Source organism: Pseudogracilibacillus auburnensis (genome assembly GCF_003201975.1).
GTDB lineage: Bacteria > Bacillota > Bacilli > Bacillales > Amphibacillaceae > Pseudogracilibacillus > Pseudogracilibacillus auburnensis.
The window spans coordinates 67,145-90,852 of sequence record NZ_QJJQ01000016.1 but is presented as its reverse complement, the minus strand read 5'-3'; the positions used below and the strand labels follow the sequence as shown (position 1 = coordinate 90,852).

The 23,708-nt window shown below is 35.0% G+C and carries 20 protein-coding genes; 13 read left to right on the top strand and 7 right to left on the bottom strand.

Features of this window, described 5'->3' with window-relative positions; genetic code table 11:
* Positions 1 to 79: 79 nt before the first annotated feature.
* The 3 genes from DFR56_RS18450 to DFR56_RS18440 form a co-directional block, all read right to left on the bottom strand.
* Entirely contained in the window at positions 80 to 337 is a 258-nt protein-coding gene (locus DFR56_RS18450; RefSeq protein WP_110396961.1) for a hypothetical protein, read from the bottom strand.
* A gap of 11 nt (positions 338 to 348) precedes the next feature.
* A complete protein-coding gene (locus DFR56_RS18445) occupies positions 349 to 945 on the bottom strand; it encodes a sigma-70 family RNA polymerase sigma factor (RefSeq protein WP_158525719.1) in 597 nt (198 codons plus the stop codon).
* 370 nt (positions 946 to 1,315) lie between these two features.
* Positions 1,316 to 2,296, bottom strand: coding sequence for a S8 family peptidase (locus tag DFR56_RS18440; protein ID WP_110396923.1), 981 nt, complete (start codon positions 2,294 to 2,296; stop codon positions 1,316 to 1,318).
* A 229-nt stretch (positions 2,297 to 2,525) separates the two neighbouring features.
* Between DFR56_RS18440 and DFR56_RS18435 the strand changes: the two genes are divergently transcribed.
* Both DFR56_RS18435 and DFR56_RS18430 read left to right on the top strand, forming a co-directional pair.
* Entirely contained in the window at positions 2,526 to 3,383 is an 858-nt protein-coding gene (locus DFR56_RS18435) for a macro domain-containing protein (protein ID WP_110396922.1), read from the top strand.
* Positions 3,384 to 3,475: 92 nt separating this feature from the next.
* Positions 3,476 to 4,255 (top strand): hypothetical protein, encoded by a 780-nt coding sequence (locus tag DFR56_RS18430; RefSeq protein WP_110396921.1) that lies wholly within the window; start codon positions 3,476 to 3,478, stop codon positions 4,253 to 4,255.
* A 151-nt stretch (positions 4,256 to 4,406) separates the two neighbouring features.
* On the opposite strand, the gene DFR56_RS18425 is transcribed toward DFR56_RS18430, so the two are convergent.
* Positions 4,407 to 5,879 (bottom strand): sodium/proline symporter, encoded by a 1,473-nt coding sequence (locus DFR56_RS18425; RefSeq protein ID WP_110396920.1) that lies wholly within the window; start codon positions 5,877 to 5,879, stop codon positions 4,407 to 4,409.
* A 102-nt stretch (positions 5,880 to 5,981) separates the two neighbouring features.
* Entirely contained in the window at positions 5,982 to 6,692 is a 711-nt protein-coding gene (locus DFR56_RS18420; protein WP_244916581.1) for an L-2-amino-thiazoline-4-carboxylic acid hydrolase, read from the bottom strand.
* 141 nt (positions 6,693 to 6,833) lie between these two features.
* Between DFR56_RS18420 and DFR56_RS18415 the strand changes: the two genes are divergently transcribed.
* Complete coding sequence (locus tag DFR56_RS18415) at positions 6,834 to 7,709, top strand: LysR family transcriptional regulator (RefSeq protein ID WP_110396919.1); 876 nt, start codon at positions 6,834 to 6,836, stop codon at positions 7,707 to 7,709.
* A gap of 18 nt (positions 7,710 to 7,727) precedes the next feature.
* Positions 7,728 to 7,850, top strand: coding sequence for a hypothetical protein (locus tag DFR56_RS23770; RefSeq protein ID WP_278250601.1), 123 nt, complete (start codon positions 7,728 to 7,730; stop codon positions 7,848 to 7,850).
* A gap of 697 nt (positions 7,851 to 8,547) precedes the next feature.
* Here the strand turns inward: DFR56_RS23770 and DFR56_RS18405 are convergent.
* Entirely contained in the window at positions 8,548 to 9,282 is a 735-nt protein-coding gene (locus tag DFR56_RS18405; protein ID WP_158525717.1) for an IclR family transcriptional regulator, read from the bottom strand.
* A gap of 200 nt (positions 9,283 to 9,482) precedes the next feature.
* Here DFR56_RS18405 and DFR56_RS18400 point away from each other — a divergent pair, with 200 nt between their 5' ends.
* From DFR56_RS18400 to DFR56_RS18370, 7 genes are all read left to right on the top strand, one after another.
* Positions 9,483 to 10,403 (top strand): polysaccharide deacetylase family protein, encoded by a 921-nt coding sequence (locus tag DFR56_RS18400; protein ID WP_110396916.1) that lies wholly within the window; start codon positions 9,483 to 9,485, stop codon positions 10,401 to 10,403.
* 78 nt (positions 10,404 to 10,481) lie between these two features.
* Positions 10,482 to 11,957: an amidohydrolase family protein gene (locus DFR56_RS18395; RefSeq protein ID WP_110396915.1), complete on the top strand. Its 1,476-nt coding sequence runs from the start codon at positions 10,482 to 10,484 to the stop codon at positions 11,955 to 11,957.
* Between the two features lie 44 nt (positions 11,958 to 12,001).
* Positions 12,002 to 13,066 (top strand): TRAP transporter substrate-binding protein, encoded by a 1,065-nt coding sequence (locus tag DFR56_RS18390; protein WP_110396914.1) that lies wholly within the window; start codon positions 12,002 to 12,004, stop codon positions 13,064 to 13,066.
* A 250-nt stretch (positions 13,067 to 13,316) separates the two neighbouring features.
* Entirely contained in the window at positions 13,317 to 14,603 is a 1,287-nt protein-coding gene (locus DFR56_RS18385; RefSeq protein WP_110396913.1) for a TRAP transporter large permease, read from the top strand.
* 42 nt (positions 14,604 to 14,645) lie between these two features.
* Complete coding sequence (locus tag DFR56_RS18380; protein WP_110396912.1) at positions 14,646 to 15,137, top strand: TRAP transporter small permease; 492 nt, start codon at positions 14,646 to 14,648, stop codon at positions 15,135 to 15,137.
* Between the two features lie 193 nt (positions 15,138 to 15,330).
* Entirely contained in the window at positions 15,331 to 16,689 is a 1,359-nt protein-coding gene (locus tag DFR56_RS18375; protein WP_242694510.1) for a dihydroorotase, read from the top strand.
* A gap of 91 nt (positions 16,690 to 16,780) precedes the next feature.
* Complete coding sequence (locus tag DFR56_RS18370; protein ID WP_110396910.1) at positions 16,781 to 18,022, top strand: Zn-dependent hydrolase; 1,242 nt, start codon at positions 16,781 to 16,783, stop codon at positions 18,020 to 18,022.
* A gap of 661 nt (positions 18,023 to 18,683) precedes the next feature.
* Here DFR56_RS18370 and DFR56_RS18365 read toward each other — a convergent pair.
* Entirely contained in the window at positions 18,684 to 20,162 is a 1,479-nt protein-coding gene (locus DFR56_RS18365; protein WP_110396909.1) for a sodium:solute symporter family protein, read from the bottom strand.
* A gap of 440 nt (positions 20,163 to 20,602) precedes the next feature.
* Here DFR56_RS18365 and DFR56_RS18360 point away from each other — a divergent pair, with 440 nt between their 5' ends.
* Together DFR56_RS18360 and DFR56_RS18355 are read left to right on the top strand one after the other, a co-directional pair.
* Positions 20,603 to 22,102 carry a xylulokinase gene (locus tag DFR56_RS18360; RefSeq protein WP_211320653.1) on the top strand — a complete coding sequence of 500 codons (1,500 nt, stop codon included), beginning with the start codon at positions 20,603 to 20,605 and terminating at the stop codon, positions 22,100 to 22,102.
* Between the two features lie 33 nt (positions 22,103 to 22,135).
* Positions 22,136 to 23,638: a M81 family metallopeptidase gene (locus DFR56_RS18355; RefSeq protein WP_110396907.1), complete on the top strand. Its 1,503-nt coding sequence runs from the start codon at positions 22,136 to 22,138 to the stop codon at positions 23,636 to 23,638.
* Positions 23,639 to 23,708 lie beyond the last annotated feature (70 nt).

Sequence of the window (23,708 nt, the reverse complement as noted above, 5' to 3'; positions counted from 1 at the left end):
CAGAGCGGGTTATATGCAGCTACCATTGTTCAGGTTTTTCTTTGGTGAAAACACTTTTGCCCCAGCCTCATTGAACTTTTTAATGAATCGAGTAAGAACCTTGATCCTTTTTAGTCTGGATGGATAGGAACTCCCAAAAGCCAGGTGTGTTATTCTTTACTAAAAGGTTGTTTACTTTTTCGATTATTTTTAGCTTGATTTCTTGTTCTAAGTCATCGCGATCGTTTGCAGGAACCTTTTGCAGGTTATAGTTTATTTTCACTTGAAAGTCATTCAAAATATCTTCCCAATTTTTATCATCATATACATTTTTCAAGTTGGTTGTACTATAAATCATTTCCACAACGTTCACCCCCGATCTTCCTCAAAAGATTCCTTTATCTTTTTTAAAGCTCGTTTATGGATATTGGAGATATTTTGTGGTGTATCTTCATATAATCGTGCGATTTCCTTCATCGTAAATTCTTGGATATAAATGAGGTTCAATACTTCTTTCTGCTTGCTTGTCAGCTTTTGGTAGGCATTATACAGCCTAGTACTTTCGATAAGTTCTTGAAAGGTTTGCATGTTTTCGAAGTAGGCTGTTTCGGTAGTATGTTTGGAAGGTTGGACATCGATGACGTTTACTGGGTTATCATTATCGTTTTGTTGTTTGGGTGCGTCTAGTATTAGCGTAAATCGACTGTTTCTTCGATTATTTTTCTTGTCAAAGTCGATCGTGTAAAAGTATATTAAACTACTAATATATTTTATGATTTTGATTTTTAAATAATACTCTTTAAATTGTTTGTCTAATTCTTTTGTATTTTTATCGGAGGGATCCATGAGAACCTGTGCTAACAACTGTTCATTCTTGGCCGATTTTAGGAAACTTTGAATCACTTCATTTTGCATCAAGGCATCGTTTTCCAGATAAAATTTTTTTAGCTTTTCTTGATGTGTCACCATTTTTTCCCCCCTCACTCATAAGATGTTCTAGCAAAGACTGTCAGATTCTCATAAAGGACGGCATTTTTGCGGATAAAAATAACCCGATTTCAGAGAAAAGTATTTTTTCGTTATGATTCTTGTCTCCATCCGGGTCGAATTATTGAGTAGATAAAGATATTTTTACTAGTTCCAAATATTCATAATATTTTTTACATTTACTGGTTATTTACCCGTTTATTTTACATTTAAACATCTATTTATCTTTTTAGTTAGTGCTAAGTTGATTCATCTAGAAAGGCGCCATTTCTAGATAACCACTTTATGAAAACCGTTATTATAATAGAGTGAGTTTAGGGATGTATTTATCAACTTTTTAAGACAACTTTTACAGGACTTTGAGTTTTTTTGGTGTAACTAAGGTCCCAAGGATAAGCTTTTTTTCTGATGTTAATTGTATGAAGCCATTTCCAACTGAATGAATGGAGTAGTTCAGCTTTTTTGCATGTGTAAGTAAATAGTGATAAACCATGTAGGGAACCATGACGGATTTTGATCGGTCCATCATGTTCAAGATGAGCGCAACAGAGCCTGCAACATATGGGGCAGCCATGGAAGTACCTGTAAGTTTTACAAATTTATTATCTAAATGAGTGGAATAAATATTTTCACCCGGAGCAACAAAGTCGATATTTACATTGTTGTTTGAAAAAAACGATGGTTCAAGATTTTGGTTAACGGAGCCGACTTGGATTACTTCTTGATAGAACCCAGGGTAGGATCGTTCAAAAGAATTAGGATCTCCATCTCCGGAATTACCTGCAGCAGCAACGATTGTGATCCCTTTTTGTCTAGCTGCTTTGATTGCTCTGTGTAATGTTTCGTTTGGTGACGGTCCACCGAGCGACATATTGATGATCTTTACCTTTTCCCCATTTGGTCCCACCCAATTCATTGCGTAGTCGATTGCCTGAATAATAGAGTTGATAGTGCCAACGCCATTTCGGTTCATTACTTTTAATATAAGCAATTTACTTTTTGGTGCAACACCAAAAATTCCCCTTCCATTGTCCTGATATGCAGCGATAATTCCCGCCACATGTGTGCCGTGCCCTTCATAATCTTCAAATATGGTTGGGTCACCTTGATCGTCGTCCGAAAAGTTACACCCTCCAATTATATTTCGGGCTAAACTTTGGTGGTCTGTGTCCACTCCTGTATCCAAAACTGCAACGACATTTCCTTCTCCTTGTTTCGAGATATCCCATACGTCCCGTGCCTTAATGAGATCAAGATTATTAGGCATCATTGTTAAAGTGTCGAGTATGGAAATAATATTTGAATCCTTGTAATCAATAGAAACTTTCATTTTACATCTCCTCCTTTTACTTACTAAGGTGATCTACGGTGAGAAAAAGGAAAGATTTTGGAGAAAATTTTTTGACAGATAGAAAAAAATAAAATTTTTTCTCCTGCATAAGTGCAACTAGGCATTCGTTTTAAAGGCATGGCCAATGTCTCTAATAAAAGTATTTTATTTTTCACGTTGGTTTTTCGACTTGTTGTTTCACTTTATAGGGGAAAGGGGAGAGCGGCTGATGAAAAAAGTACGGGAACTTGTCGTTAGTAAACGATTTTGGAAAGAAGCGTTCCTTTTACCGGGTTGTCTATTTTCCCTAGCAACTATTGCATTGACATTTTTGGATGGAGTGGGTTTTGTCCGGGAGCATAAGGTCACTTTGTTTGTGATTGTGCTATTGGTGTCGTTCTTATGGGTGGTGAATTTTTTTGTGCGGAAAGTGTATGCTCGTTCTGTGCGATTAACGATTAATCAATCGGTTGTGAAAGTGATGGTCGGAGATATATTTACACAGCCGATGAGTGATTTCAAGGCCATTCCGTTCAATGAATTTTTTGACACGTTGGTGGATGGGAAGGTTGTTTCTCGTTATTCACTACATGGTAAATATCTTTTAGGGAAGTATCCGGATGGGCTATCTTTAGAAAAGTTGGACGGACGGATGGCTGCGGATGAGGGGTTGCATGGGAATGTTGTTGGTTCGCGCGAGAGGTGGGTGGAGGGAGGGAAGCGAGTTTATTATCGGTTGGGGAGTGTATTTAAGGATGGCGATTATTTTTTGGTAGCTTTTTCTAAGATGAATGATCGAGGAGAGGCGGGGGTGAGTTTAACGGAATATGTACAATGCTTACTTACGTTTTGGGAAGAGGCCGATCGATATCGGCAAGGGCAGACAGTTGTTGTACCGTTATTTGGAACGGGGATCACTCGTTACAGAAATTTTTATGGGACGCCACAGGAATTGGTAGAAATAATGATTTGGACGTTTGAAATGAGTAGAGTGGATTATAAAACTCCTGCAAAAGTTAGGATAGTTATCCATGAGGAGTTGCGGAAGGAGATTAATTTTTTTAGATTGAAAGAGTTGGAGAAATAGTTTTTTTGATGGTTATCCGGTTTAACCGTAAGAATTCGAATTTATCCGTACTAGAAGTGCGTGCTTGTTGTTTTAATGAAGGAGGGATCACGATGTATAAAGGATTTAAAGTTGAGTTGACGCATGGGTTTGGGGTTATTTCATATCAAAGTTTGGGTCAGGAAATCATTGGTCAGCAGGGGGCGGCCGCCAAAAGGTGTTTGGATAACTATATCAATCCTGACACAGGAGCGTTGATTGGGGACGCGCTAGAAAAAGACTGGTTTCCTGTGTCGGCGTACGATGTGTTTATTTCCCATTCCCATGAAGATTTGGATGAGGTTGAAGCATTTGTCGGCTGGATGCAGGAAAAACTTGGGGTTTCTGTCTTTGTTGATTCCGCTGTATGGGAGAGTGCGGATGAACTGTTATCAGTGATAGATGAGCGATATAGTTTAGATCGTGAGCGGATTGCGTATGATTATAGGCGGCGGAATTTTTCAACGAGTCATGTGTATATCATGTTAGCAATGGCGCTTGTAAAAGTGATTAATCAAACGGAATGTTTTATGTTTGTGAATTCATTGAATTCAGTCAAAGATGCTGTCACACGTTCCCCTTGGATTTACGCGGAATTAATGTTTGCAAATATGATTGAGAAGCGAGTGCCAAAAAGGCTTACATCGGAGTGGAGCAGTGGTGTTTTAACTCATCGGAGGAAACAGTTAGAGATCGAGTATGATGTCTATTCTTTCATGCGTGAACTTGATTTGTTACGGAGGGAGGATTTGAAATTATGGGAACGAATGTATCAAGAAAAGAGTTGTGACCATGCGCTGGACGAATTATATAAATTGGTTCGATCACCTGCTAAGAAAGGTCATTATTTTTAGGTACGGTTTTTTGTCCAATGGCAAAGTGGTGAATAGAACATGCTTAGTGGCTGGATAAAATCCAGATTGGAGTGCAAACATAGAAGGAATTATCCAATCATTTTCTATGAAAAAACACCTTTCCAGATATCCGGAAGGTGTTTATCCATTTCTATTTTACTAAAAAAGCGGTATTTGCTGAATGTACCTTTTTCTCTGGATATAAAAGACTTACTACTATCCCGACGATTAAACAAATGAAGAAAGTTGCAGCTTTTGCAGATATGATTGCTTCTAATGGCGAAATGGACCATAAAATTGCGCTGAAAAATCCAGTTATTATTGTTGCGACAATTCCGGTGCCAGATGTTTTTTTCCAAAAGAAGATAAGTAAAATGACGACTGAAAATGTATTTCCGACTCCTGCCCAAGCGAAACTTACCATGCTGTAAATAATCGAGCCGGAAGCGAGTGATACGACAATCCCGATTAGGCCTGCTAATATCGTAATGATACGAGATATTTTTACAAGTGTACGACTTGTTATTTCCATCCCCATTGCTTTATGAACAATATCTTCACTCACAGAGGTGGTGATCACAAGCAACTGAGAAGAAGCTGTAGACATGATCGCAGCTAAAATTCCGGCAAGAATGATGCCGGCAATCCATGGTGGTAAGAGGTCAAACACCATATGTGGTAAGATCATTTCCGCATCTTCAATCGTTCCTTGCTGATAAATAACAGAGGCAAAAATGGCTGATAAAAATGCTCCGACATAAACAATGAGTGTCCACACAACTGCGACAATTTGCCCGGTTCTTAAATCTTTCTCATCTTTTAAGGCCATGAATCTGGAACTTAATTGTGGTTGCCCACCTAGCCATCCAAAAAACCAAGAAATATTAGTGAACAGCATTGCGCCAAGTGCTAAGCCAGTAAGACCACCTATCCAGCTGTCCGTACCATTTCCCATTGAACTTAAGGAGGATGAAATCGATAAATCAGCTTGTTGGATTTCAAAATATCCAGCAATAGGAACGATAATAAAAGCGGCAACCATGAGGAAACTCTGGATTGTATCCGTCCAAACAACTGACATGAATCCTCCCATGCATGCATAGGCAATAATGATTAGGGCGATAGCGGTGGTACCAATCGTAATATCAAGTCCTGAAAAGGAATAGAGCGTTTTTCCGACACCTGAAAATTGTGCTGCTAAATAACAAGTAAAGAAAGTAACCATAATTATTGCGGATAACCATCGAATAATATTACTGTGGTTCGGAAATTTTACGGCAATATAATCTGTTAACGTATAAACTTGATGTTTTTTTGTTTCTTTCATAAATCGTTTTGCTAAGAAAAACCATGATGCAATAATTCCAAAAAACATCCCAGATAAAATCCAAATTCCTGATAATCCTGTTACATAAATAAAACCGACTGCACCAAGAAACATATAGGCTGATTCACCTGTTGCTCTTTCTGAAAATGCAAGTGCCCATCCGGGAAGTTTATTCCCTCCAAGAAAGAAGTCGGCATGATCCAATTTTTTTCTACTGAAATAGATACCTACTCCGAGCATGAGAAGCAGGTACAGTATGATTTCTACAAAAACAATTGTAGAGCCTGTAAAGTTCATCGTTTAACTATCCCCTTTTATAAAACATTAGTCAAATCTGATTAGTTGGTTTTAATAGATAAATCATGGTTAGGGCTTGTACCACTAACCACTAGGTAAAAATTATTTATCGTTTTCTTCCTCTTTTAATTGAAAACGAAAGTGACATTGGCCTTCTTTCAAGACGTATTGATCGTGTACGACGTTAAATTTCTCGTTAAATCCTTTGGCGATGGAAGGGTCAATCATTCGGCAATAAACGATGCCGTATTTATGCATATTATCATCAGCCCATTGCTGGCCAAACGGGCAAATGGTGAATGTTTGCTCGATTTCTTCTGGTCGGTGGATCGTTTCGTATTCGAATAAGTCGCTTCTTCCCATATCGTAGTTTTCTAAATATTGGTCGATTGTATTGTTTTTACCTTGAACGCGTGCGCGTTGTTTGATCCCTTCGCCACGTTTTTTACCAAAATTCCAAACGGCCTTCTCCATTACTTTTTCCCCTTCATCGCCGTATGTGTCCATAAAAATTTTCGTGATTTGGGCAAACAGTTTGGCGAATAAGGCGAAAGAGGTAAGTCCTTCAAAATTATTTTTCTGTTGATGATTTTTCGGGATATAATCAAATAATTTATGATTCTCGCCTTCCTTGGTTGCTTGGATGGCGATGTCTTCTGCGTCCTTGTAGCCGAAGTTCTTGACACCTTGTTGCAAAAGTTCTTTTCCTTTTTCTTTATAGTTAGCGACAACTTCTGCTTCTAATTCATTAAATAATTTAGCGGTCATTACTTCCATGGAATAAGGTGGAATGACATGATGTGCGATGCTCAAATCGATCACTCACTTTCTAATCTGATAATTCCTACTAATTCACTAAGATATTAGGTATATTATAAAGAATAATGCTTGTATAAGTCAAATGAATATTTATAATATGAAGTATGAATATAATTAATAGTTGGAGGGCTAAAAATGCCGTTAAATAAGTATGAAATTTTTAGAACGGTTGTGGAAGCAGGAAACTTATCAAAAGCAGCACAGGAAATCGGACTCAGTCAATCGGCCGTGAGCCATGCGCTTGCGAGTTTAGAGTCTGAATTCGGCTTTGAACTGTTGACTCGTGGGAGATTAGGCATTAAATTAACGAGCAACGGGGAAAATGTTTTGGTCTACATAAAAGAAATTTTAAATTTAAATGAAAAACTAATGCAAAAAGTGAGTAAAATTAATGGCTTAGAAATCGGAATTGTACGTATTGGAACTTTTCCAAGTGTCTCCATTCAATGGTTGCCGCAAATCATCAATCGTTTTGATGAGGATTATCCTAATATTGAATTGAAATTGTTCGAAGGAAACTACGATAAAATAGAGCGATGGCTTGCTGACGGCACAATTGATTTTGGATTTTTGCCACTGCCGATCTCAAAGTCACATGAAGCGATCCCATTAAAAAAAGATAGGTTACTTTGCATCATGTCGGACGAGCACCCACTTGCAGAACAAGAATTGATTTATTTGAAACAAATTGAAGAGGAAAGCTTTATCATGCCTAAATCAACGATTGATAAAGATGTACGTCGGGTGTTAAAGAAACATAAAATTAAACCAAAAGTCAGATATGAAATTGCCGAAGACTTTGCCATCATTTCGATGGTAGCAAACAATCTTGGGATCAGTATTCTTCCTGAGTTAATTTTGTACAATTTACCGGAGAACATACGGGTCATTCCTCTTGAAGGGAATTATTATCGTTCGATTGGAATGGTCACTGCCTCTTTACGGCAATTGTCACCAGGAGCTAAAAGGTTGATTGAAATAATTCAGGACGGGGCTGGAGCTGAATCATAAAAGATGGAAAATAGTAGCATGGTTGAATTAGAACGAGAACAATATAGTATCGATTCCTTTAATGAAAAAAGCTTTAAAAAGTTACATTATCATCTTTTTCAAGATATATATTCGTTTGCTGGTCAATTTCGTGATGTTTAATTGATGAAAGGCAGTACTCGCTTTTGTCAAGCACAGTTTATAAACATTTATTCATATGAGTTATTTCGTCAGTTAAATAAGGAGGCTGTATGGAATTCATTAGAATATGCAGCAACTCGTTTGGCATATTTTAATTCTGAACTCAATATGCTTCATCCGTTTCGAGGGGGGGAATGGAAGAGTTGTTCGCATATTTATTCGGGAATATGCTTTATCAAAAGGTGTAAATTGGGAATTTGAAAAAATGAATAGAGAAGCATATTTGCGGGCAATGATTAAATCAGTAACTAATTTAGATTTTTTAAAACAAATTATTTAGGAAACCATCTCCTTTACGGACTAATATTTTTAGAAAACAAACCTGGTAGAGAATATCTATCAGGTTATTTTTTATATACCAACCCAAGTTTCCCCAAAAATTTTGTAAAAAGCCGAAAATACCGCATTTGACACCTCATAAACCTTAAAAATGATAGTTATGTTTGTATTCGGAAAAATTCTATCGAAGAGACTTTTAAAAACTGGAGGGTCTTTTCTATTTTCTAAGAATATGGGAATATGACAAACCTTTACTATCCTCAAACTTGCTTGTTACTATTAGATTCCTTAAAACAGGTGGAGAATATTATTTATTTTTCTCTACCTGTTTTATTTTAGGGGCTTGTTTGATAGCCCTTTGTTTTATGATAGAAACCTTTTATTCTTTATTCGACAGTTTCTGCGTTAGCTTCTTAGCAGATCCAATTACTGCATTCATTGTTTTTTCTGTAACTTGTTCATTAAATCGATCTTTTGGCCCAACAATTGAAATGCTAGCGGTAATCCTATTAATGCGATCAAAAACAGGTGCAGAAATACCTACAATATCCGAGTCTACCTCACCAGTCGTCTTCACATATCCATCATCTCTTATTTGAGCCAAATCTTTTATTAACTTTTCATGGTGCTTTACATCGATTTCGGTGATAAATCTATTAATATATTTTTGGGTTTCAAATGCTAAAATGGCTTTACCTGAGGCTCCTAAATGTAATGGATGGGTTCTACCATTTCTTACTACAAAGCCAATAAGATGGCTACCGTCTACATGGTGTACCGTTACACCAATATTGCCCCTTCTAACGACTAATATCGATGTTTCATCAATTTTATTCGTTAATTCTTCCATAATTGGTTGAGCATGAGTTAGTAAATCTTGATCAATTTGTTCATAAATTGTTTTTGCCATATCTAATATACGCATACCTAAACTAATTTGTCCTGAATGCCTATGAATAACGCCTTTTTTTTCAAGGGATTGAATTAGTCGATAAGTTGTGCTTTCGGGAACCGCTGTTTTTTCAGCAATTTCTGTTACCGTTAATGGCCCTTCTGCTTCCGTTAAAATAAATAAAATGTCTAATGCTCGATTTAATGTTTTTATCTGGCTCATACCTTCACTCCTCATAAGGTCAGTTAATTAAATTCTATCTATTTATGTAATAATATTCAAACGTATCAAAAATCGGTGATTTGTTTTTCAAAAAGTAATTATTAAAAAATACGTTGACATATTCTGAATATTATAATAGAATAATTATCAATTAGTGATTACTAATTATCATTTTATGATAAAAGGCGGTGAAAGTCTAGATGGAAGTATTAAGAGATATGAATGTTCCCGGTCCTAAAAGAGATTATATCGGTTATGGAAAAGATGGGGTTCAAGCTAAATGGCCCAAAAATGCAAAAGCAGTTATTAATATTGTCGTAAATTATGAAGAAGGTTCCGAGCAAATGAAGCCGTTAGGAGATCAGGAAAACGAAACTTTTGTTGAGTTTAACCCGTTGATGCCTAATAATATGCGAGATTTAGCGGTTGAATCAGTCTTTGAATATGGTAGTAGAGTTGGGATATGGCGATTGCAACGGCTTTTTGATGAGTTGAAAATTCCTATAACTGTATTTGGATGTGCAGTAGCACTAGAAAGAAACCCGGAGGTAGGAGCATGGATTCGAGAGGCTGGACATGATGTATGTGCTCATGGTTGGAGGTGGGAAAAAGTCTGGAACTTGACGAGAGAGCAAGAAAAGCAAAGAATTGAGTGGGCTGTTAAATCAATTGAGAAAACATGTGGAGAAGCTCCTAAAGGTTGGTATTGTAGATATGGTCCATCTGTACATACACGAGAATTATTAGTAGAACATGGTGGGTTTCTGTATGATGCGGATGCCTACAATGATGAAATCCCATATTTTACGAATGTATTGGGGAAAAAACATCTAGTCGTTCCATACTCTCAAACGTTAAATGATGGAAAATTCGTACGTCCACAAGGTTATGGAGGTCCTACTGATTTTTTTGATTCTCTGAAAAGAACTCTCGATTATTTAATAGAGGAAGGCGAAACCCATCCGAAGATTATGTCAGTGGGTCTTCACCCGAGAATTATTGGACAACCATCGAGAATCTCTGCTTTAAAAGAATTTTTAATTTACGCTAAAGAAAAAGAAGATGTATGGATTGGTCGAAGATTGGATATAGCAAAACATTGGTTAGAAAATTACAGTTAATTATTTGTACGAAGAGGTTTTTATTGCTTTCTTAGAAAGCGGTTACAAAATCTGAGTTATAAGGAGTGTCAGTATTCAATGAAAATAATGATTAAAAACGGTAGAATCCAACAAAATAAACAAGATGAAATTATTTTCGAAGATAAAGACATTGTAATTGAAAATGATATTATTACTGGCATTTTCGATAAAAATGAGATACACAATCAAGCATTTGATAAAGTGATAGATGCAAAAAGTTGTATTGTAATGCCAGGTTTAGTAAATGCTCACCTTCACTCAAGTGATCATTTTAATAAAGGTGGTTTTGATAATCTTCCATTAGAATTATGGGTTTTATATTTAAGACCAATTTTTTCAGGTTTCAATCATACTCCTGACGAAATATATTTACGAACTTTGCTTGGCAGTATTGAAATGATTAGAACTGGTACGACATCTGTAATAGACGACGTCGTACAATTTCCCGCTTTAGACGAAAAAAATCTTGATATGATTTTTAAAGGATATGAAAAAGCGGGAATACGTGCAGCAATTACTTCTCATTTAATAAATAAGCCGTTATATAAAACAATTCCATTCTTAGATGAATATCTAAATGAAGAATTAAAAGAAAAGTTAACAATCAATTATGCTTCAGAAAATGAAATGTTAGCTTATGTGGAGCAGAATATTCACAAATACAATAAGCAAGGTGCGGTTCAAACATATGCTTTAGCACCGTCTGGACCACAACGTTGTTCTATAGAATTGATGGCAGGTCTGAAAAACTTGTCAGAAAAGTATAATTTACCTGTTATTTCTCATGTATTAGAAACGAAAGTGCAAGAAGTAACAGCAAAAGAATTTTATAATATGACGATGGTTGAATACTTGAATGAACATCATTTACTCTATCCTAATTTAAATTTAGTTCATTCCGTATGGGTTTCGGATCATGATATTGAATTAATGAAAGAGCATAACTCGAAAGTACTTCATAATCCGACAAGTAACTTAAAACTTGGCAGTGGCATCGCTCCAATTAAAAGCTTTCTCGATAATGGTATTTCTGTTGGACTAGGAACTGATAATACTAGTTCCAACGATTCTCTCAATATGTTTGAACTTATGAAAATAACAGGCTTGATTCATAAGGTGCAAGATCATCATTATGATAAGTGGATTGGTGCACAGGATGCATTGAAAATGGCAACGATTGGTGGTGCAGAATGTGCTTTAAAAGAAGATGAGCTTGGCACAATTGAGGTGAATAAAAAAGCGGATCTTATTATCTTAGAAACAGAAAATCATCGTTTTATTCCTAACAATAATTATGTGAATCAAGTAGTATTTTGTGAAAATGGATCTTCTGTTAAAACGGTACTTATTAATGGAGAAGTTGTGATGGAAGATAAGATAATTAAAACCTTTGATGAAGAAGAGGTTTTAGAAGAAGTCAAAGGAGTAATGTCAAAAGTTTTCGAAGAAAGAAACTTATCCTATAAGCAGGCTGAATTAATTTTTGATGAATTAAAGAAGGTTTATTTTAAAAGTAACGAAATCTATTATTAATAGGAAGAATATCTCTATTTTAAAATAATTTGGGGGTGTATAAATTGAAATCATTATTAAAATTAAGTGCCGTATTATTATTAGCTGTTTTATTTGTGATGGGCTGTAGTTCTGGTGATGGAAATGAAAGTAATGGAACGAGTAATGATGGAAATGAACAATCTAATGCTGATGGAGAAGCAAAAACAATCATTTTAGGACATCCAAATGCTGAGACTCATCCAATGCATCAATCTTATATGCAGTTCAAAGAGTTAGTTGAGGAAAAAACAAATGGACAAATTGTAGTAGAAGTGCACCATGGGGGAACTCTTGGTGGTGACCGTGAATTAGCTGAGAGTGTAGACACTGGTACAATCCAAATGGCATTAAATGGTTCAATGATATTAGGGAACTATGATCCGAAATTTAGAATTTTTGATTTACCATTTATTTTCGATAGCTATGAAGAGGTAGATAAAATTATTGAAGGATCAATTGGTAAGCAATTATCCGATGTGATTGAAGGGACGAATATTCGAGTATTATCTTTTCCCGAAGCAGGATTTAGAGATATTACAACAGGTAAAAAAGAAATAAAAACTGCCGAAGATTTAGAAGGAATTAAAATCAGGGCTTTAGAAACTCCTGTTCATATCGCAGGGTTTGAAGCACTCGGAATGTCACCAACGTCCATTCCATTCCCAGAAGTTTATTCGTCGTTACAATCTGGAGTTATTGATGCGCAAGAAAACTCTAATTCTAATACGTATCATTCAAAGTTTTATGAAGTACAGTCGTATTTAACAACCCCTGGAATATTCTTTTTATTGGATATGACAATTATAAATGAAGACTTTTACCAAAGCTTAACAGAAGAACAACAACAAATTATTACAGAAAGTGCTATCGAAGCTGCGAAATTCCAGCGTGAACTAAACAGGGAAGAAGAAGATAAAATGAGAGAATTTATTGCAGATGAAGGTGTCGTAGTTAACGAATTGTCAGATACCGAATTAGAAAAATTAAAAGAAAAAGCTAAACCAGTTTACGACCAGTTTCATAGCGAAATTGGAGAAGATTTTGCTAAAGCTGTTTCCGAAGAACTTGGTAGAGATTTATTCGAATAAAGGGAAGGTAGAGTTTGGGGGATTAAATTCCCCCAAAAAATTGTTTAGGAGGTAAGAAAGAAAAAACTTTTTTACTACATAAATGCAACTAAGACTTTCACCATTAAAATTTGGCGATAATCCTAGTTTTCTAAACAGAAAGAAGTATAAAACATGGTATGTGACGTTCATTGCAACGAAGGATTTTGTCATTAAATCTTTGTTATAAGATAAGTTTGCTAATACCCAAAAAGGAAGGAGTTGCAAATAAGTGGATCCTTATTTAATAATAATACTTTTTGTTGTTATTTTATTTGCTGGAATGCCTGTAGCGTATGTTTTAGGTATTACTGGATTACTTTCGCTCATTGCTATTGGTACAGTTCCTTTAACAGCTTTGCCTCAAAAAATGTGGACATCGCTCGATAGTTTTCCTTTAATGGCTTTACCACTTTTTATTTTAGCTAGTGAAATAATGAATCATAGTGGTATTACAAAAGGGATTATTGATTTATGTAAAATGTTAATTGGTCGTTTTCGTGGTGGACTAGCCTATACAAACATAGCCTCATCCGCTATATTTGCTAGTATTTCTGGATCTGCTTCTGCTACAGCAGCGGCGATCGGTTCAATTATGGTTCCGGCAATGGAAAAAGAGGGATACGATAAGGACACATCAGCTGCTTTAACGGCTTCTGCTTCTATTCTAGGGCCTATCATTCCTCCTAGTACTTCAGCAGTTATACTCGGTGTTTCGGCTCAATTGTCAATTGGAGCTCTTTTCATCGCGGGGTATGTTCCAGGAATTTTATTTGCATTGGGATTAGGGTTGTACATTTTTTTTATTGGTAAAAGAAGAAACTTCCCTATTGATAATACTAGATATAACAAACTAGAAGTTGTTACGATACTGAAAAATTCTATCCCAGCTATTTTAATGCCTTTAATAATTATAGGTGGTATTTTAAGTGGAGTTTTTACAGCTACTGAATCAGCAGCTATCGCTTGTCTATATGGAATACTAGTTGGAATGTTTTATATGAAAACATTAAGAATGAAAGATTTACCAAATATGTTTTTAAAGGCAGGAATCCTAACTGGTGCTATTAACATCATTTTAGGTACGTCAAATGTTTTAGGATGGACGATTACTATTAATCAAATTCCACAATTAATAGCAAATTGGCTGTTAAATTTATCGGAAAATCCTCATATAATTTTGTTGTTAATTATTGTTCTATTTTTAATAGTTGGTTTATTTATGGAAATCGCGGTTGCAATCATCATGTTAACACCGATACTTTTCCCTATCATTATTAGTTTAGGGGTAGACCCTTTACATTTTGGAATCGTCATGTTATTTGCACTTACAATTGGTATGGTAACTCCGCCACTTGGTTTATCGCTATTTGTAATGACAGCTGTTGCCAACACAAGTATCGGAGGAATTATGAAACGAATATACCCGCAAATAATTATTGCAGTTATCGTCCTGCTCATAATTACTTATATTCCTGAACTAACGTTGTGGTTACCTAGATTATTCAATATAGGATAATGTAGATGTTTATTTCTTACAATTTGGAAGGGTGGGTAATGAATGAAATATTTAAATGCTATTAAGAAAGGTATTGAATATATCACATCAAAAGTATTAGTGCTCATGTTCATGGTGATGCTTTTATTAGTAATAATCCAAGTACTCTATCGATATGTACTCCATATCCCAATACCTTGGGCAGAAGAACTAGCGAGATATTTATTTACATGGTTAATTTTCTTAGGTGCGAGTTTAACCTCAGCTAAGGATGAACATCTAGCTATAACAGTATTTAGAGATTTAATACCAGTGAAATATCGAGAGTTTATTATTATTGTAATCGATACGATTATTTTAGTTTTCTTATACATTTTAATGATTAAAAGTATAGATTTAGTTGGACAAGTAAAATCTACGAAAACTCCAGTTTTACAAATATCAATGGCTTTTCCTTATATGTCTATTTTAGTTGGTTCGGCATCTATGTTTATTCACACTCTTATCAATATAATTGGCAGAATGATGAAAATAGTAAAACCAGACTCTGTGTAATCATAGGTTCGATAATAATGTTCGCAAAACTAGGTTTTTGAAGCATGAATCGATTAATATGATCGAATTGTTGCCAAAAAAAATTGTAAACAAAGTTATATTGGTGAATTATGGAGGTTAACAAGTTAACTATTCAATTAAATGGGAGGTATATAAAAGTTAAAATTTCTAAACTATACAAGGGATGATGGTTATGGATAAAGATTTGATTGTAAAAGGAAATTTAATTTTAACGGATGACATTTTATACAACTCATATTTAACGATTAAAGAAGGCAAGGTCTCAGCTATTTCGAGTATTAAACCAACAAGTGAAGAATTAAAAGCTTCTAAATTTATTGATGCTACCGACAAAATCATTTTTCCGGGGGTCATTGATGCACATGTACATTGCTATAGTTCGATCGAAGAAGGGTTTGGTAATGCAACACGTTCTGCAGCAGCTGGTGGTGTAACAACGATAATAGAAATGCCTTATGATGCAGATAAATTAATTTGTACAAGTGAATTATTTGAAGCGAAGAAAAACCTCATTGAAAACGAAACATATGTTGATGTGGCAATGTTAGCTACAATCGCTCCAAAAAATGGATTAGATCAAGTTCCGTTATTAGCTGAAGCGGGAGCTTGTGGATTTAAAGTATCTTTATTCAACACTCATCCTGTTCGTTTTCCGAAGATTGAAGAAGGAGAGTTATTTAACGCTTTTCATAAGATTCGCGATACGGGAAGACCAGTTGGAGTTCATGCAGAAACAGATTCAATAGTTACTAAATTTATCGAGAAAAATATAGCGAATGGGAATGACCCATTATCACATTGTAAAAGTAGACCAAAAGTAGCGGAATCAACAGCTGTATTAACAGTGTTGGAGCTAGCTCATTATTCTAGAGTAAAACTACATTTGTATCATTGTACTTTTCCAAGGGTTTTCGAATTAATCGAATATTATAAGGAAAATAATCTAGATGTAACAGCTGAGACGTGTACACATTATTTAACATTATCAGAAGAGGATATGAAAGTTTTAAAGGCGAAAGGGAAAATTAATCCACCTTTACGCACTGAAAAGGATAAAGAAGGATTATGGAACCAATTATCGCAAGGAAAAATCGATATGGTTACTTCCGACCATGCACCATGGCTGCTAGAACAGAAACAAAATGAAAATATTTTTGATAATTCTTCTGGTGCTCCAGGGGTAGAAGTGCTCTTTCATTTGTTATACAGTGAGGGAGTTCATAAAAATAGAATAACGATTCAGCAACTAGCAAAGTTATTATCTGAAAATCCAGCTAAGAGATTTGGTCTCGGGCATCGTAAAGGCAAAATTCAGGTTGGTTATGATGCTGATTTTATTATTATAGATCCCAATATTACTTGGGAAATCGATGAATCAAAAATGCATACAAGTTCCGAATGGAGTCCTTACAATAGTAAAGAAGTTAATGGAAAAATATTGAATACATTTGTAAGAGGACAAGAAGTTTACAATGGTGAAATAGCAGTTAATAAAGGTGTTGGAGAATTTGTTCATGCAAAGTTTGATTGAAGAAGAGGATATTTATACTTTTTATTGTGAAAAAATAATAATTTTATATGCATTTTACAAAACTGACTGAAAGAAAGGAAGGACTTTCGAATTGCTTTTTAATATAAACGAAGAAAGATTAAAAGATGATATAGCCACTTTATCTAAAATGATTGATAAAAGCTATCCAGGATATACTCGAAGACCATTCACTAAATATTATAAAGAAAGTAGAGGATGGTTGTATAGGGAAATGGAAACGTTAGGTTTAGAAGTTTATATAGATGCTGCCTCCAATTTAATTGGTAAACGTACAGGAAAAGTTCCGAGCTTAGCACCTATTATGATAGGTTCTCACACGGACTCTGTAATAGGCGGCGGACGGTTTGATGGAATTATAGGAGTGTTAGCAGGAATTGAAATTGTCCGTCAATTAAATGAACTAGATATCGAGTTGAACCATACATTACTAATTGTAGATTTTACGGCTGAAGAAGCAAGTGAATTTGGAATTTCTACAATTGGAAGTCGTGGTATGGTTGGTATGTTAACGGAAGAACAATTATCTAGAGATAATTTGGAAGGATTAAAGCTTGAAAAAGGGATTTCAATGATAGGAGGCAGACCGGAAAATATTCAGAATGAAGCTCTCCAGAAAGGCGATCTCTCTTTATATATGGAGCTACATATTGAGCAGGGACCTGTCTTAGATAAAACAGAAAATGATATAGGGGCTGTTACTGGAATTGTTGGCATCCGCCGTTATAAAGTTGTCATTAAAGGGCAACCGAATCATGCGGGGACAACACCAATGAATATGAGATATGATGCTCTTTCAGCTGCATCAGAAGTAATTCTATCTATAGAAAAAGTGGCCAATCAAAATTATGAAGAACCTGCCGTTGGTACAGTAGGACGTATTTTCTCCAAACCAAATGGCTCCAATATTATACCCGGGGAAATAATATTGGAATTTGAATTGAGATCAATTAGTGATGATGTATTAGATCAAATGGTTCAATTTATTAAAGAACATATACAAAGTATCAAAAATAAGAGAGATATTCATATAGAAATTCAAGAATTATCTTATTCTGATCCTGTTAAAATAAACTTTAATATTTTACATGGTATTAGGGAGTCTTGTAAAGTGATAGGGAAAACTATCGATTTACCGAGTGGAGCGGGCCATGATGCCAACCAAATTGCAAAAATTGCTCCTGTTGGAATGATTTTTGTTCCAAGTAAAAATGGGAAAAGCCATTGTCCAGAAGAGTGGACTGAATATAGACAAGTTGCTAAAGGAGTCCACGCTCTAGCTAATGCACTAATTTATTTTGATACTAATTTATAGATTCATATCCTAAGATTATGCATGAGTTTATCTTTGCCTTTTTATTGTTCAGCAACCCTTAGTGAATTCATTTTCAACAAATCACAAGATTCATAAGGACTAGGAGCTTTTGTAGGATCTCAATATACATAATTGGTTTAACAAAAATAGCTACATTAGACTGTGCAAAGGGTGAAATTAGGATAAACACTATATGTTCACCATCTATTCCAGTACTTTTTTAGTAGATACGAGACATTTCTAGCGAAAGAAGTTTTCAGACGTTTATCAAACCAAAAATTCCTGAATGAAAAGTTTACGAACTTTTTGATTCAGGAATTTTTATGTTTTAGCTACAATTAGATAAACTTGTCATGATATTTATCTTAATTATTACTTAAATTAGGGTCTGCTGAACAACTAAATTACTTTCCATCTCACCGTTGTCTTCCGCGAAATGTGACATGCTTTCCGCGGGCACGGCTTCAGCCTCCTCGGAAGAAAACCACTTCCTTCGGGGTCTTCAGACTCGAGCTTTTCCCGCTGGAGTCAGTCACTTTCGCTCCAGACAACTAGATTAGTTCATTACATGTGCAAAGGTTTTTTGGTAAAACAGTCAAAACCCTTGCACTTTATATCGAGTAAAACGTGTACAAACTATTGATTTAGATGGGATTTCTGTTTATTCAGTAGACCCTAAATTAGAGTCAGAATCATCTACTTTATTTTCAACCATTTTGTAGAATGCTTTTACATATTCTGAGTTTTCTTCTGTTTTAGTTAAGAATGTAACTAGTACCCCAGTAATGATACTTAGTAATACGCCAATTGGACTGATTAAATGATATGGGAAATTATTTAACAAGGCAATCGTTACATAAATGACACCGACGACTAAAGAATATAAAGCCGCTTGTGTATTAAATCTTTTCCAAAAGAATCCTGCCAAAATCGGGAAAGCTAAGAGAGCAGTATAGACAGAAATATAAGTAAGAGCTAATAATATATTACCGACAAATGTTAATGCAAATACTAGTGTGGAAATTCCAAGGATAATAAATACGATTCTACTAGCATTGATATAGTACTTGTCCGTTTTGTTCTTAGCAAAATACCTTTTTACAATATCATTGATTACAATGGATACAGCTGAATTCCAAATAGCTATCATTGTGCTTATTCCAACTAAAAGAAGTGTTACAAGTAAGAAACCTTGTAAAATGGACGGTAAATAATTTAATACCAATGTAGGGAGAGCATATTCGGCACTATCTAGATCTGGCAAAACTGCTCTAGTAAACATAGTGGTTAATGCTACACACCCATAAAGTACAACAATTAATACTGTATTGATTAGCATCGCTTTATAAGCAATTTTCTCATTTTTGGCAGAAAATATTCTTTGGCCATACCAAGGGGCTGCAATGTATAAGAGAATATTTTGTAATGCCCAAGTTAATATAGCAGCAAATCCATAATTCTCAAGATCCCAGATAGGTTTAAAAGATAAAAACTTCGCCTCATATACTGTTGATAATGAACTAATTCCACCAGACACGTTCCAACCAACAAATAGCAAGACAGGAATAAATATTAGAATCATAATATAAGCTACAACATCAAAAGATATAGCGGTTAAGAGTCCACCAGCTAAACTTAAGATTAAACAAATAATCGTTATACCTATCACCATCCATAGTGGATCGATTCCTAATAAGACAGTTCCTATTACAGATAATCCTGCTAAATAAGTTGCAGGTGCTATCCAAGTAAAGCTAAGCGTAACTAAACTAGCTAAAGCTCTTGTCAATTCCGAATTTTTTCCTTTAAATCGTACATCAAAAAATTCTGCAATCGTACTGATGTTAAGTCGTCTATATCTTTTTGCGACTGTAAATGCATAAATGCCAAAAACAGGAATGAAAATTAGGGATGTATACCAGATCCCAACAGTACCGTACATATATGCAACCGAAGCTCCTCCGATAAGAGTTGCAGTATTAAATTCTGCAGCACCTAACGTAGCGACTAGTGTCGGTAAATTAGTATTCCTACCTGCCAAGTTATAATCATTATAATTCTTTATCCTCTTATATGATTTATAAGAAATAAAAATTAAGATAGCTAAAAATAAACCAACCATAATATACTTTTCAACCAAATGAACCACTCCAGTCTAAAAAAAATAGTAACCTAAAAATGAAAGCTCTTACATTAAATGCGAATTAGTAAGTACAATCTCCACACCTTTCCAAAATGTTGTTTTTTGTATCTTTATTTTCCGTAATATAAACTTTATTTTATCGTAAAAGTAATGATTGTCAATATAATTTTTAAATAATTTGATTTTTGGGAGGGAACTTAACGAATGTATGTAGTATGGTTAATGATATAATTACTTGCATCATTGGGCTTTTCGAGGAAAGTTATTATTGATTTTATAGGATACATTTTCTTTGACAATAAAGTAAGTTTTAGCAATACTGAAATTACAAAATGTAAAAATAAGCAACAAAATAAAACTTTTTGAAAGCGAATGATATAGTATACTATAGTTATGATGACATGTTAACGTTTTTATCATGGGAAGGGGCAGAAATGATGAATGAATCATATATCATATCTTTTGACTGTGGAACAAGTGCAGTTAAAGCGACATTGGTAAATTTTCAAGGAGAAATATGCAGTGTTTCTACAGAAAGTTATCCTCTATTAAATCCGAAGGCTGGTTGGGCGGAACAAAATCCAGAAGATTATTGGGATGCCGTTAGCATTACGACAAAAAAGGCGATCCAACAACTAGGAGTACAAAAAGAACAGGTGAAAGGAATTGTATTTGGAACACAATGGAAAGGTATCATTCCTTTAGATGAGGATGATAACGTTTTATATCATAATATTATTTGGCTTGATGGACGTGCCAAAGAGCAGGCAGAAAAATTGAATAGAAAATTAAATACGGATGTCATGCATCAACAAGAATATTGGCCTAGGCTAATGTGGGTGAAAGAGAATTTACCAGACATTTATGAAAAAACTGATCAATTTCTTGAAGTGAATTCGTATTTAAAGTTTAAAGCAACGGGAGTAAAGGCGGTTGATCTAACCAATAACTTAGTTTATGCAAAAAAAGAAAGTTTACAAACGTACTATAATAAAATCTTAGAAGCAGCTGACTTAAATATAGATAAATTTCCTCCTCTCGTCCTGCCAACTGAAAAAGTAGGAGAGCTAACAAACGAGGCGGCTAAACAATTAGGACTTCTTGAAGGTACGCCAGTATTTGGGGGATGTGGAGATATACCTGCTGTAGCAATCGGTGCTGGATGTAGCAGTATGGGAAGTAATCATATTTATCTTGGATCATCAGGTTGGTTTTGTACGCTAACAAAAGATCGTAAGAACAAGGATGGAGAATTATATCAATCGTTTGATAAAGATAACGAATTAACTATCTATGCGATTCAATCAGCAGGTTTAACATTTGATTGGGGAATTAAACAATTTTACAAGATGGAGAAAGAAAAGTATGGTGACGATATTTATCATTTTATTACAAAAGATATTGAAGATGTCACACCAGGTTCAGAAAATTTAATTGCAACACCGTGGATTCATGGTGAATTAAGTCCTTTGTCCAAAAATGCAAAAGCTGTCTTTCTAAATATAACGAATCAACATGATCGTAGACATTTTATGGCCGCGATTATGGAGGGAATATGTTATATGTTACGTTGGAAGATTGAACATTATATCAATGAGACTGGACATACAATTGATTCGATTCGTGTCGTAGGTGGAGGCGCTAGTAGTGATATCTGGATGCAAATGATGGCAAATATTCTTAAAATCCCTGTTCATGTTCCAGAGAATCCCCGACATGCAGGATCAATTGGAACTGCTTATTGTGCACTGATTGGGTTAGGGGTTTGTCAAAATTTCGATGAGTCTACTGAACGAATACAAATTGAAAAGGTTTTTCATTTTAATGCAGCATATGAAAATAGATATGATAAGCTTTTCCATGTATTTAAAAAAATATATCCGTCATTAGAAGATATTTACGATACATTAAATGATTCTGAAGATAAAAATGCGTAGCTAAAAAATGAAAATGACAAAGGGAGAGTAGTTATGAAGGCAGTTGTAATAGAATTTCACCAAGAGACCAATAGCTTTAATCCAAATGTGTGTACAAGAAGTTATTTTGAGCAAAGTCGTATTGCAATAGGTGAGGAACTATTCGAATTGATCGGTAAACCATGTGCTTTAGGAGGCATTTTTAAAGCATTACAAGAAAAGAATGTTGACATTATCCCTGGCATATCTATGTTTACGATGAGTGGTGGGCGTGTAGATCAGAAAGTAGTGGATGAATTTATTGAAAGGTCGATTCAAGCTATTCATCAGCATGCATCGATTGATGCGGTGTTTATTTCACTCCATGGTGCAACGGAAACAACAGAGCATGAAGACTGTTCAGGGTATATCATTGAAGCTATTCGTAGTGTTGTTGGAAATGAAACCATTCTAGCTTGTTCGACAGATATGCATGCAAATATCACAACGAAGATGATGGAGCATTCCAATATTATTTGTGGCTATGAAACGTATCCACATGTCGATCACTTTGAAACAGGATATAGAACTGGAAAATTAGGTTTATCCTGTTTACTAGATGTGAACAAACCTAAAATGGTCCAAGTGAAAATACCAATGATTGTACCAGCAAGTGCATATACGACTATGTCGGGACCTTTTGCTGCATTGATAAATGAGGGTCAATTGCTTGTGAAGAATAGAGAAATTGATGATTTTTCAATCTATCAAATGCAACCTTGGTTAGATGTAGAAGATGGTGCTTCATCCGTCATCGTAATAGCAAAAGAAGAAGCGAAAGCAGAAGAGTATGCTTTATTTTTAGCTCGAAAACTATTTAATCTTCGTGAAAGTTTTCAACCAAATTTATATTCGATTGATCAAGTAATTAAGATTGCAGAAAAGAATACTAATAGCCAGCCAGTTGTCTTAGTAGACTCGGCAGATTCAACGAATGCAGGGGCTACGGGTGATAGTGTCGCAGTTGTTAAAAAAATGCTAGAAAGTGGTTCGAAGGTAAAAACAGCAATTGCAATTGTTGATGCGCCTGCGGCAGATCTTGCGCATGAAATAGGCGTTGGAAATAAGGCGGTTTTTTCTATTGGTGGAACCAAACTTCCTGAAATGAACGAGACGCTACAAGTAGAGTGTTATGTGAAATCATTACATGATGGTACGTTTGTACAGGAAGGTCCTGCTGGACGTGGGATGATTAATAATATTGGGCCTTCCGCTGTATTACGCATAGGAAATATTGATGTATTAGTTTGCCATCATATTTTTGGAAATGGGGACCCACAATTATTTCGGGCATTTGGAATGGAACCAACACTATATGAATTGATTACGGTGAAAGCTTGTACTTCATTTAGAGCAGCATATAGTAAATTTACGGATCAAATTTATGATACAGATACGCCAGGTGCAGCAAGTGTTGATTTAAAATCGTTACCGTTTAAGCGTTTGTCAAAGCATGTGTATCCTTTTTCAAGTTTAGAAAATAAAGAAATGAATGAATTTGTGTATGGAAAAAGCTAGGTGCCAATTGAAGCTGATGAAACGTTGTAAACATGATATAATTTTTAGTATGTAAATATATTCACAAAAG

Coding starts and splice junctions, on each gene's coding strand:
- DFR56_RS18395 (WP_110396915.1), top strand. CDS start 10,482: ATGAAAATAATGATTAAAAACGGTAGAATCCAACAAAATAAACAAGAT.
- DFR56_RS18405 (WP_158525717.1), bottom strand. CDS start 9,282: ATGAGCCAGATAAAAACATTAAATCGAGCATTAGACATTTTATTTATT.
- DFR56_RS18375 (WP_242694510.1), top strand. CDS start 15,331: ATGGATAAAGATTTGATTGTAAAAGGAAATTTAATTTTAACGGATGAC.
- DFR56_RS18415 (WP_110396919.1), top strand. CDS start 6,834: ATGCCGTTAAATAAGTATGAAATTTTTAGAACGGTTGTGGAAGCAGGA.
- DFR56_RS18440 (WP_110396923.1), bottom strand. CDS start 2,296: ATGAAAGTTTCTATTGATTACAAGGATTCAAATATTATTTCCATACTC.
- DFR56_RS18425 (WP_110396920.1), bottom strand. CDS start 5,879: ATGAACTTTACAGGCTCTACAATTGTTTTTGTAGAAATCATACTGTAC.
- DFR56_RS18355 (WP_110396907.1), top strand. CDS start 22,136: ATGAAGGCAGTTGTAATAGAATTTCACCAAGAGACCAATAGCTTTAAT.
- DFR56_RS18360 (WP_211320653.1), top strand. CDS start 20,603: ATGAATGAATCATATATCATATCTTTTGACTGTGGAACAAGTGCAGTT.
- DFR56_RS18435 (WP_110396922.1), top strand. CDS start 2,526: ATGAAAAAAGTACGGGAACTTGTCGTTAGTAAACGATTTTGGAAAGAA.
- DFR56_RS18450 (WP_110396961.1), bottom strand. CDS start 337: ATGATTTATAGTACAACCAACTTGAAAAATGTATATGATGATAAAAAT.
- DFR56_RS23770 (WP_278250601.1), top strand. CDS start 7,728: ATGGTTGAATTAGAACGAGAACAATATAGTATCGATTCCTTTAATGAA.
- DFR56_RS18380 (WP_110396912.1), top strand. CDS start 14,646: ATGAAATATTTAAATGCTATTAAGAAAGGTATTGAATATATCACATCA.
- DFR56_RS18400 (WP_110396916.1), top strand. CDS start 9,483: ATGGAAGTATTAAGAGATATGAATGTTCCCGGTCCTAAAAGAGATTAT.
- DFR56_RS18430 (WP_110396921.1), top strand. CDS start 3,476: ATGTATAAAGGATTTAAAGTTGAGTTGACGCATGGGTTTGGGGTTATT.